Genomic DNA, 11,593 nt, shown 5'->3' with positions numbered 1-11,593 from the left:
ATGAACCAGTTTGCTGCGCGACAGCGCGGCGTCGAAGACGGTGCGGGGCCTCCCTCGCCACAGACGGTATCCGCTGGCAGCGCCTGCTCTTACAATGCCCGCACCTCCCACATCGGCCTGCCCATGGACATCGACCTCGCCCACACCTTTCTTGAAATCGTCCGTCACGGCAGCCTGGCCGCGGCGGCTGAAAAACTGCACGTCACCCAGACCGCCATCACCGCCCGGGTGCAGAAGCTCGAAAGTCAGCTGGGCAGCACGCTGTTCGTGCGCAACCGCGCCGGGGCGCGCCTGACGCCGAACGGTGAGGCCTTTGTGGTTTATGCCAATCAACTGGTGCAGACCTGGGAAGCGGCGCGCCGGGACTTGCCGCTGCCCGAGGGCTACCGCGACGTGCTGCACATCGGTGGCGAGGTCAGTCTGTGCAACCCGTTGATGCTCAGCTGGGCCGGCGAACTGCGCGAGAAAATCCCCAGCCATGCCTTGCGCATGGAAATCCGCGACGGCGAAAACCTGCTGCGCCAACTGGAGCTGGGGGTGCTGGATGCGGCGCTGGTCTATCAGCCCGAGTACTGGCCACGTCTGCAAGTCGAGCAAGTGCTGGAAGAAAAACTTATCCTGGTACGCCTGGCCGGACGGCCCGATCCTTACGTGTATATCGACTGGGGCCCGGACTTCCGTCGTCAGCACGATGCCGCGCTGCCGGAAAAGGCCAAGGCGGCCTTGAGCTTCAACCTCGGACCGCTGGCCTTGCAGTACATTCTGGAAAACGGTGGCAGCGGCTATTTCCGCACCCGCGTGGTCCAGAGCTACCTGGAAAGCGGCGTGCTGGAGCCAGTGCCCAAGGCTCCGGAGTTCAGCTATCCGACCTACCTGGTTTACTCCCGGGACCGGGACTCGGCGACCTTGCAACGGGCCTTCGATTTGTTGCGCGAAGTGATCAAGATGGATGACGACTGGTCCCAGCGCTGGAACCCGTTGACCTGACGCCAGGCGTCTTGCACCGGAGCATGGCGCATGTGTCCTCAAGGTTGGGCCAGCCTCTGCGGCGGGATCGACTAATCTGCTGGTTATAACAATAACCACAGGTGAACGCAGTGAGGCAGACCACCGAAGCATTCCGCGCGCGCTACCGTGCCGACATTCATCCGCTCTACAACCCCTGGCTGCATGGCGCCTTTGTGTTGCTGTTCGGGTTGCTGGCCATCGGCGCGTTCTGGAGCACTGTGCATCAGGTACAACCCCTGGAATGGCTGGCGGTGCCGCTGACCCTGTTGTTGTTCAACTTCGGCGTCTACGTCGTGCATCGGCATCTGGGGCACCACAAAAAGCGCCTGGCGCGAATGTTCTACGCCCGTCACGCCGGTGACCATCACAGCTTTTTCACCCCCGGCCACATGACCTACGACAACGCGCGCGACTGGAGGGTGATTCTGTTTCCGGCCTGGCTGATCGTGTTGCATACCCTCGTCATCACCGCGCCCGCGTGGTGGCTGCTGGCTCAGCTCAATGGCAACGTCGCGGGGCTGTTCGGCGGCTGCATGGTCCTCGGTTACCTGACTTATGAAGTGTTCCATGCCTGCGAACATCTACCGCCCGGCAACCCGCTGACACGTCTGCCGTGGATTCGCCAGATGCGCCGTCTGCACGAACTGCACCATCGCCGTGAGCTGATGCAGGAGCGCAATTTCAATATCGTGTTTCCACTGATGGACTACCTGTTCGGCACCCTGTACTGGGAACCGGAACAAGCGCCTCCGCACTTGACGAGAACACCCATGACCCGCCTGCAGCACGTGGTCGACATCGCTGGAAATCCCATCGCCGTGCTCGCCTACGCCAGCACCGCAACACGTTGGCCGGAGTGGCATCCGTCCTCCCTCAAGGTCGATGGCCAGAGCGGCCCGTTGTATGCCGGGGCGCGGTTCGAGGAAGACATTCGGGCCGGCGGGCGTGAGGGGCATTTGCGCTGGGAGGTCGACGAATACTTGCCCGGTCGCCGCTGGAGCGCTCGGGCCCAAGGCGATCATGGACTGTCGTTGGTGGTGACTTACGAGTGCGAGGCTTTTGGCGACGGCACGCGCTTTGTCCGTACCCTGGAATATTGCTTCAGCGGTGTGGTGATGCGCATCGCCAATCGACTGTTGCTCAAGCGGCGCATCGAACGTGAATCGGCGCAATCGATGCTGGCGTTACGCGAGATGGCGCAAAAACATCTCGCCTCGACAGGAGTCACTGCGTGAGAGCCCTCAAGTTTCGACATTTATTGTTGCTGTTGATCATTGTGATTGGCGGCTTCCTGTTGTTATTACCCACCAAAGTCCAGCCGATCGCCTGGACACCGTCACCGGCACCCTCTCTCGTCGATGGCATCTACACAGACAATCAGCGTCTCAAAGGCGTAGAACGTGTCGGCGCCGCTGACATCGACGGCCCGGAGGCGTTGCTGCTGGAGGAAGACGCCCTCATCACTGGCCTGCATGACGGTCGGTTGATTCGCACCAGCCTCGACGGCAAGACCACCAAGGTGCTGGCCGATACCGGTGGCAGGCCATTGGGCCTGGCGCGGCACCCCAATGGTTTGCTGGTGATCGCCGACGGGGTCAAGGGTTTGCTGTCGCTCGATGCTCAGGGCCGGTTGATTGCATTGAGCACCACGGCCAACAACGTGCCCTTCGGTTTTACCGATGACGTGGCCATCGACAAGCCCGGGCATTACGCCTATTTCAGCGATGCTTCCAGCCGTTGGGGTTACGGCAAGGATGGCGAGGCAATCATCGAGCACGGCGGCGACGGTCGATTGCTGCGTTATGACTTCCAGACCGGTACAACGACGGTCTTGCTGGATAAGCTGGAGTTCGCCAACGGTGTGACCCTGGGGCCTGACGATGCGTTTGTGCTGGTCAACGAAACCGGCGCCTATCGCATCAGCCGCTATTGGCTGACCGGGCCGAAAGCCGGAACCCACGATCTGTTCATCGACAATTTGCCAGGGCTGCCGGACAACCTGGCATTCAATGGCCGCGACCGTTTCTGGGTGGCGCTGTATGCACCGCGTAATGCACTGCTCGACGCCACGGCGCCCTACCCTCTGGTACGCAAGATGATCGCGCGCGCGCTGACGGTCCTGCCCAAACCGGTGGAAAGTCGCGCCTTCGCCCTCGGCCTGGATCTCGACGGTAAAGTGATTGCCAATCTGCAGGACGCCAGCAGCGGCAACTACTCACCCATCACCACCGTGCGCGAGTATGGGGACTGGTTGTATCTGGGGTCGCTGAAAGCTCGGCACATGGCGCGGTTGCCGTTGAGTACGGCATTGCAGTAGTAACGGTGATCAAACTGTGGGAGTGGGCTTGCTCACGAAGGCGGGCAGACATTCAACATTGATGTCGACTGGCATGGCCTCATTCGCGAGCAAGCCCGCTCCCACATTAGATTCAGGTTCGTTTGGGAGAGTTTTGGATGGGGCACCTCGCATGGAGCCGTAACGTCGGGCTCTGATCGTTCGAGGTGCCGGTATTTATCCCCGTTCCAATTTTTCAGTCACCGGTCGTCGGTGACTCGACATGGCGCATCAGGACGATGCCTGAAGTTGCTGGACGATCTTGTCCTTCACCTGCAAGCGCTTCTCTTTGAGTTTCTTCAGTGCCTCATCGCTGGGCGCATCTGATTGTGCGGACTCGGCCTTCAACACCTCGGCGTCCGCCTGCGAATACTTGTTGATCAGTGAATCCAGTAACGGATCCTTGGTGCGTTTTTGCTGGATCTCTTCCTTTGAAAGTTTCAGATCCTGATACAGATCATGAGTCACCGGCATGGAACACCTCCGTTTGTTAATCGGTAGCAAACGCGATCGATTGCGTTCACTAGCTACCAGAATGGCCTTGCTTACCCTGTTCTGTCGACCGTCTATCAGACCAGCGGTGTCCGTTCGTCGCCCTGTCGCAAATGCGATAAAACCTTTGCATTAGCGCCCGCCTCCATTGATTAACGATCACCTGGATCGCCCATAAAAACCTGTGTGGAGAATGACCGATGGACGGATTCACTCTGCGTCACCTCGCCCTGGCCGTAGCCTTGAGCACCAGCATGGGCACGGCGTTTGCCGACACCTCCAACGACTTCGTCGATGACGCGGCCGAGGGTGGCATCGCGGAAGTCGAGACCAGCAAACTGGCCCTGGAAAAAAGCTCATCAGCCGACGTCAAGGCGTTCGCCAAGATGATGGTTACCGATCATTCCAAAGCCAACGATGAACTGGCGGCACTGGCGAAAAAGCATGACATCGAAATGCCGGACACGACGACGGTGGTCAAACAGGCCAAGGAAAAAATTCTCGACCTGCGCGATGAATCCTTCGACACGGCCTATGCCAACAATCAGGTAAAGGCTCACGAAGAAGCCATTGAACGGTTCAAAAAAGAAGCCAACACAGTGACGGACGACAAAGAGAAAGGCGCCACTGACCTGAAGGCGTTCGCGCAAAAAATGTTGCCGGCGCTGGAAAAACACCTGGATATGGCGAAAAAACTCCAGGCGGCTCATCCCGATAAGTAATCCCAAGCCTTGAGGCCAGGTGCGGAACCTGTGGGAGCGGGCTTGCTCGCGAAGACGGCGTCACACTCAACATCAATGTTGACTGACACACCGCTTTCGCGAGCAAGCCCGCTCCCACATGCATTGCGCAGTAAATGAAAATCCAGGGCCTGGCAATCCATTGTGGCGAGGGAGCTTGCTCCCGCTCGGCTGCGAAGCAGTCGTGAAACCATTCACCGCGTTGTATCAGATGAACAGTGATACGGCTTTTGGAGCGCTTCGCACTCAGCGGGAGCAAGCTCCCTCGCCACAATAGAATCAACCACCCAGCACGCTGCGGATCATGCTCAACAGCGCTTCAGGGCCATAGGGTTTGCTCAGCAGATAAGTGTCGGGGCTGAGTTGGTGATTGCGCGAAATAATGTCCCGGGTATGGCCGGAGGTAAACAGCACCGCCACCGGAGGATTCTGCACCTTGGCCCAGGCGGCCAGGTCCGAGCTTTTGATCAGACCGGGCATGACCACATCGGTGAAAATCAGGTCCACCGCCGCGCCATCGAGCAACATCTGCATGGCCAGGTCACCGTTGGCCGCGGTCAGAACCTGATAGCCCTCTTCACCCAACAATTCCACCGCCGAGCCACGCACCGCTTCGTTGTCCTCGACCACCAGAATGGTTTCGTGCCCGCCACGGTGCTGCGGCTCATGGCGCGTTGTTTCACCGGGCAACGGGCCCAAGCTACGCGGGAAATACAGCTGCACCCGAGTGCCCTGCCCGACGACGCTGGAGATCTCGATATGCCCGCCGCTCTGTTTGACGAAACCGAACACCATGCTCAAACCCAGGCCGGTGCCTTGGCCGTCGGCCTTGGTGGTGAAAAACGGCTCGAAGGCCTGTGCGAGCACTTGAGGCGGCATGCCCACACCCGTATCAGCCACCGCGACGCAAACATAGTCGCCGGCGACGATGCCCTTGCCTGCGCAAAATTTGCGGTCGAGGGCAATGTTCTCGGCGCTCAGGGCAATGGTCCCCTCGCCGTTCATGGCGTCTCGGGCGTTGATCGCGAGGTTGAGAATGGCGTTTTCCAGTTGATTGCGGTCCACGTAGAGATGCCATGGATCGCCAGGCGCCGTCACCTTGATCTGGATAGTTTCCCCCAGCGCCCGCTGCAACAATTCCCCCAAGCCTTCGAAGATCTGCCGTGGATCGCAGACCGCCGGCGACAAAGGCTGACGACGGGCGAACGCGAGCAATTGCGACGACAATTTGGCACCGCGCTCGACCGCGGCAATCGACGCACTGACCCGGCGTTGCACGTTGGCGTTGTCCGGCTCGTGCCGTGCCAGCAAATGCAGGTTGCCGGCGATGACCTGCAACAGGTTGTTGAAGTCATGGGCCACGCCGCCGGTGAGACCGCCGATGGCTTCGAGTTTTTGTGATTGACGCAACTGCTCTTCGGCCGCCAGCCGCGCTTCGACTTCGTCGGCGACTCGCTGCTCCAGGTTGCGGGTGAATTTGAGCAAGGACTCTTCGGCGGTCTTGCGTTCGTGGATGTCAAGCAACACCCCGGGAAAGCGGAACGCCTCGCCTTGCTCATCGAACTCGCAACACCCGCTGGCCAGCACCCACAGGTAACTGCCATCGGGACGCAGAACCCGGTATTCGGCGTTATAGGGTATGCCGGTTTCCACCGACTGATTGAGCCGCTCCTGAACCCAGCTACGGTCGTCGGGATGGATCTGCATTTCGGCGATGAGGGGTGGCAGGTTGGCCAGGTCCTGGTCGGGCGGGTAGGAAAACGTGCGGGCGAAGCGTTCGTCGGCAGACAGCACATCAGCCTTGATATCCCAGACGAACGAGCCGAGCAAAGCCCCGGCATTGAGCGCCAGGCGAACCCTTTCGTTGTCGGCGCGATAAGCGCTTTCGGCTTCCTGGCGGCGGCGCTCGGAAATCACATGGTCAGTGGTGTCGACCACCATCGCCATGACCCCCGCGGGGTGTCCGTCATCATCGGCGACGGGACTGTAGTAAAGATCCATCCAGACGTCTTCGGGTACGCCATCACGCAAGAGCACCAGGGCTTTGTTGTGATAGGACAAGGTACCGCCCGCAAGGCAGATATCCACCACATGCCGATTGAATTCGGCGACCTCTGGCCAGCCCAATTCCACCGGGGAACCCAACAGATAAGGATGACGCCCACCGGCAAACCTCGAGTAGGCATCGTTATAGATCATGTAACCGGGTCGGCCCCACAGCATCACCATCGGCAGCGGTGAGGCGAGCAATAATTGCACCGCGCTGCACAGGCTCCCGGGCCAGGTCTCGATGGGCCCGAGCTCGGTCAGGCTCCAGTCGAACGCGCGAATGCGTCCGGCCATTTCGCCGCTCCAGCCGGTACATCCGTGGCTATTGTCTAGAAACTGCATCGACTGGCCTATGTCCTGTGGATGACATGTTTTCAGGCAGTGCAACGGCGTGAGGAGACGGTGCGTGCCCGTTTGTTTCGAGCACCGCCGACGCCAATGGTTTCATAGAGGTATAGCTGAATGTCGCAGGTTCAGCGGAAATCCCGGCTGCGCACATGGATGCCGTCGAGCAATGAACTCAGGTCGCTCAAGCGCCCGGCAATCAGGTGCCGCACCTCGCCTTCCTTTTCCCAGCGCCCATCGACCTTGAGCAATTGCGAGCCGACCAATACCTGCTGTTGCCGTTCGGCCAAGTCGCGCCAGACCACCACGTTGACGTTGCCGAACTCGTCTTCAAGCGTCACGAAGGTCACGCCGCTGGCGGTGCCCGGGCGTTGCCGGCCGGTCACCAATCCGGCGACGCTGACCGGTCGGCCGTGCTCGACAGCCATAAGTTCTTTCGAACTGCGGCAACGCCTGGCTTTCAATTCACCCCGCAGCAATGCCAGCGGATGCGGCCCGAGGGTGGTACCGACACTGGTGTAATCGGCTTGCAGGTCTTCGCCCACGGTGGGTTTGGGCAGAGACACCGCCGGCTCTTCCTGACTCGGCAAACCGGCAAACAAGCCGAGCTGTTTCTGCACCCCCGCCACTTCCCAGCGCGCCCGATGCCGGTCACCGGCCAGCCCGCGCAATGCACCGGCATCGGCCAGTTGCTCCTGGGCGCGGGCATCGAGTCGCGCCCGTTGGCCAAGGTCGGCGATGTCGGCAAACACCCCTTTCGACCGTGCCACTTCAATACGCCGGGCATCGTCCTCGCGAAAGCCCTTGATCATCCGCAACCCCATGCGAATGGCCGGTTGCGCGCCGGTGATCGGTTCCAGGCTGCAATCCCAGTCACTGGCCCGTACGTCCACCGGACGAATCTGCAAATGATGCCGGCGGGCGTCCTGGAGAATCTGGTCCGGGCTGTAGAAACCCATGGGCCAGCTGTTGATCAACGCACAGGCGAAGGCCGCCGGCTCGTGACACTTCAACCAGCAACTGGCATAGGTCAGCAAGGCGAAACTGGCGGCGTGGGATTCGGGAAAACCGTAATTGCCGAAGCCTTTGATCTGCTCGAAAATCTGCGCGGCGAACTCTGCCGTGTAGCCGTTTTTCTTCATTCCATCCGCCAGTCGTTCCTTGTGCGGTTCCAGTCCGCCGTGGCGTTTCCAGGCGGCCATGGAACGGCGCAATTGATCGGCCTCGCCGGGGCTGTAGTCGGCGGCGACAATCGCAATCTGCATCACCTGCTCCTGGAACAGTGGCACGCCCAGAGTTCGTTTGAGCACTACTTCGAGTGCTTTCGACGGATAGACCACCTCTTCTTCGCCCTTACGCCGCCGCAGATAGGGATGCACCATCCCGCCCTGAATCGGCCCCGGGCGAACGATCGCCACCTCGATCACCAGATCGTAGAAGTTTTTGGGTTTGAGCCTCGGCAACATCGACATCTGTGCCCGGGATTCGATCTGGAACACCCCGATGGTGTCCGCATGACCAATCATCTCGTAGGTTTGCGGGTCTTCGGCTGGCACTGTCGCCAGACTCAGGTCGCGGCCACGGTGCCGACGCAGCAGATCGAAACAACGACGAATCGCACTGAGCATGCCCAGCGCCAGAATATCGACCTTGAGCAGCCCGACCGCATCCAGATCGTCCTTGTCCCACTGGATGATGGTGCGCTCGGCAATGGCGGCGTTTTCCACCGGCACCAGGCTGTCCAGGGGCTGTTCGGAAATCACGAAACCGCCAGGGTGCTGGGACAGGTGCCGAGGGAAACCGATCAACTGCCCCGTCAGGCTCAGCACCCGGCGCAACACCGGGCTGTCGGGATCGAAACCACCTTCACGCAGGCGCTCGACGGGCGGCGCCTGATCACTCCAATGGCCGCAACAGTCGGCCAGGGCGTTGACCTGATCGGGCGGCAAACCCAGGGCCTTGGCCACATCGCGGACTGCGCCGGCACCATGGTAAGTGCTGACCACCGCCGTCAGCGCCGCGCGGCTCCGGCCATAACGCTGAAACACGTACTGCAGGACTTCTTCGCGCCGCTCGTGCTCGAAATCCACGTCGATGTCTGGCGGTTCGTTGCGCTCTTTGGAGAGAAAACGCTCGAACAGCAGCGTGCTCCGCTCCGGATCGATCTCCGTGATCCCCAGCACGTAGCACACCGCCGAGTTGGCCGCAGAACCGCGCCCCTGACAGAGAATGTGTTGCTTGCGGGCGAAATTCACAATGTCGTGAACCGTCAGGAAATAACTTTCGTACCCCAACTCGGCAATCAGCTGCAGTTCCTTGTCGATCTGCACCAACACCTCGGCTTTAGGACCTTTTTCCCAGCGCCAGCGAATACCCTTTTCAGTCAAGGCTCGCAGCCAGGACGTGGCCGTATGCCCTTCAGGCACCAGCTCCCGGGGATATTGATAACGCAACTGACCGAGGTCGAACGTGCAGCGCCGGGCGATGTTCAGCGTTTCGTCGAGCAGTGCCTGCGGATAGAGATCGCGCAAGGCGTCGAGACTACGCAAATGCCGTTCGCCGTTAGGGTGCAGACGCAACCCGGCCTCGGCCACCGGCAGGTGATGGCGGATCGCGGTCATGGTGTCCTGCAAGGCACGCCGGCCACGGGCGTGCATGTGCACATCGCCGCTGGCCACAGCCGGGATCCGCAATTCCCGCGCCAGGGTCAGCAACGCCGCCAGTCGCCGGGTGTCGTCCTGCCCGCGATGTAACTGAACGCTCAGCCACAAGCGCTCGGCGAAGGTCTGCTTCAGCCAGTGACCCTGCTCAAAGTCATCGACGGCGTCCGGCACCCAGAACGCCAACAGCCCCGGCAACGGCTCGCCGAAATCCTCACGCAGCACCTGATACTGGCCTTTCTGCGTGCGGCGTCTGGCGCGAGTAATCAGGCGGCACAGGGTTTGGTAACCCTCGAGGTTTTCCACCAGCAGCACCAGTTTCGGGCCGTCTTCGATGCGTATTTCACTGCCGATGATCAGCGGCAATTCCACGGCCTTGGCCGCCTGCCAGGCGCGGACGATACCCGCCAGGGTGCACTCATCGGTAATCGCCAGCGCTTGATAGCCCTGTTTTTTTGCCCGTTGAAAAAGCTCAAGCGCACTGGAAGCACCGCGTTGAAAGCTGAAGTTCGACAGGCAGTGCAGCTCGGCATAATCGACACTCATGCGAACCAGCCTTGCAGCCACAACGGACCGTCTTCGCCCACCGCCCGATAGGCCCAGCCCTGCTGACCCGAGCGGGTTTCGATCAGGTAGTAATCGCGGCGCACGTCGTCGCCGTCCCACCAGCCCGACTCGATGCGTTCCGGCCCCATGAGGATGCGCGCCGAACCTTCGTGTACCGCCTGCGGTTCAGTCAGTAGCCAGCCCGGGCGTTGCACGGCAGGCAGCCCCCCACAGGCCTGGCTATCGACACTGGCCTGCCACGCGCATTCCGGCCGATGATCGGCCTGGAACCGCAAGCCTTGCACCGCGTCATCCCCCAGCCGTGCGCGCAAGCGTTCGCGCAGTTGCTCCCAAGGCAAGGATTGCTGCGGACGATCATCGAACAGTTCCTGGTACTGGGGCACGAAGGCCGGTAGCTCTTCGGCGCGCAGACGAAAACCGCGCACCGGCGCCTCGACCTGAACCTGTTCCAGACGCCCCCGGGCCAGTTCGAACAGCATCGCCGGATCGCGCTCGGCACTGAGCAAGCCGACCTTGATCAGCGTGTCTGGCAACCCGGCGTGTTCCAGGTGCAGGTCAAAACGCTGCACACCGCTGTCCCGCCCGCAGAGGAACGCCGCCAGATCGCCGGTCAGCCTGCGCAACGGAAACAGCAATGCTTGATGGGACTGCACATCGAAATTGAGCTCGATGCGCACATCGAAACGGTCCGGCGGCAGGTAAAACGCCAGCGCCAGCCGTCGCTCGCCGAACAGGGTGTCCAGATGCTTGAGCACCTGAGCCTCGAAACGCCGGGCCAGGCTATGTCGTGGCAGCGCCTGCACCTGACTCAAGGTGCGCAACCCCATGCGCGACAATGCCGTGGCAACGCTTGGTTCCAGGGCGATCCGGTCGACGGGCAACTGCCCCAGGTGGTGCTGCAAAGCGTCATTGTCCGGCACCACCAGACCGTCATAAACGTTGGCCAGCACCCGCGCCGCCACCGGGTTGGGCGCGGCGACAATCCGGTGACGAAACCCCAGTTCGCCGAGTTCGGCCCGCAAACGCGCCTCGAACTGCGGCCAAGGCCCGAACAAGCCCAGGCTGGATTCGATTTCAAACACCACGGCTCGCGGGTAATGCACGCTGACCTGGGAACTGAACCGATAGGCCCAGGCAGCCAGGAACTGCTGCCAGTGTTCGATCTCGGTGGCGTCATATTCGGCGGTGACAAAACTTTTGCTCAGGGCCTGGGCGGCGGTCATGGACTGGCCGGGCCGCAAGCCCAACGCCCGCGCCGAACCGTTGACCGCCTGCAGCACCCGACGCTGGGCCGGACCGGTCAGCAGCGCCAGCGGCTCATTGGGGTCGGGGCGCTGACGCAGTACCGCGTCCAGTGCCAATTGCGGGAAGAGAATGCAAACCCAGCGCATGGCAAC

8 protein-coding genes are annotated in these 11,593 nt (G+C 61.2%); 4 read left to right on the top strand and 4 right to left on the bottom strand.

Going from position 1 to position 11,593, the window contains the following annotated elements; translation table 11 throughout:
* Positions 1 to 123 precede the first annotated feature (123 nt).
* From IC37_RS12830 to IC37_RS12820, 3 genes are all read left to right on the top strand, one after another.
* A complete protein-coding gene (locus tag IC37_RS12830) occupies positions 124 to 987 on the top strand; it encodes a LysR family transcriptional regulator (protein ID WP_030132191.1) in 864 nt (287 codons plus the stop codon).
* 110 nt (positions 988 to 1,097) lie between these two features.
* Entirely contained in the window at positions 1,098 to 2,243 is a 1,146-nt protein-coding gene (locus IC37_RS12825; protein WP_030132190.1) for an SRPBCC family protein, read from the top strand.
* Complete coding sequence (locus IC37_RS12820; RefSeq protein WP_030132189.1) at positions 2,240 to 3,325, top strand: SMP-30/gluconolactonase/LRE family protein; 1,086 nt, start codon at positions 2,240 to 2,242, stop codon at positions 3,323 to 3,325. Before IC37_RS12825 ends, IC37_RS12820 begins: the two co-directional genes overlap by 4 nt.
* A 249-nt stretch (positions 3,326 to 3,574) precedes the next feature.
* Here the strand turns inward: IC37_RS12820 and IC37_RS12815 are convergent, their stop codons facing one another.
* A complete protein-coding gene (locus IC37_RS12815) occupies positions 3,575 to 3,817 on the bottom strand; it encodes a DUF465 domain-containing protein (RefSeq protein WP_030132188.1) in 243 nt (80 codons plus the stop codon).
* 218 nt (positions 3,818 to 4,035) lie between these two features.
* Here IC37_RS12815 and IC37_RS12810 point away from each other — a divergent pair, with 218 nt between their 5' ends.
* Positions 4,036 to 4,557 (top strand): DUF4142 domain-containing protein, encoded by a 522-nt coding sequence (locus tag IC37_RS12810; protein ID WP_030132187.1) that lies wholly within the window; start codon positions 4,036 to 4,038, stop codon positions 4,555 to 4,557.
* Positions 4,558 to 4,854: 297 nt separating this feature from the next.
* On the opposite strand, the gene IC37_RS12805 is transcribed toward IC37_RS12810, so the two are convergent.
* From IC37_RS12805 to IC37_RS12795, 3 genes are all read right to left on the bottom strand, one after another.
* A complete protein-coding gene (locus tag IC37_RS12805) occupies positions 4,855 to 6,966 on the bottom strand; it encodes a PAS domain-containing sensor histidine kinase (protein WP_081729420.1) in 2,112 nt (703 codons plus the stop codon).
* A gap of 131 nt (positions 6,967 to 7,097) precedes the next feature.
* The gene (locus IC37_RS12800) at positions 7,098 to 10,196 is read right to left on the bottom strand and encodes an error-prone DNA polymerase (protein ID WP_218244342.1); all 3,099 of its coding nucleotides are present in this window, start codon (positions 10,194 to 10,196) and stop codon (positions 7,098 to 7,100) included.
* Positions 10,172 to 11,587: a DNA polymerase Y family protein gene (locus IC37_RS12795; RefSeq protein WP_030132184.1), complete on the bottom strand. Its 1,416-nt coding sequence runs from the start codon at positions 11,585 to 11,587 to the stop codon at positions 10,172 to 10,174. The genes IC37_RS12800 and IC37_RS12795 overlap by 25 nt, the downstream gene beginning before the upstream one ends.
* Positions 11,588 to 11,593: the final 6 nt, after the last annotated feature.

It is taken from the genome of Pseudomonas sp. QTF5, from assembly GCF_000512695.2.
Classification (GTDB): Bacteria; Pseudomonadota; Gammaproteobacteria; order Pseudomonadales; family Pseudomonadaceae; genus Aquipseudomonas.
This window is presented reverse-complemented; position numbering and strand designations above follow the sequence as displayed.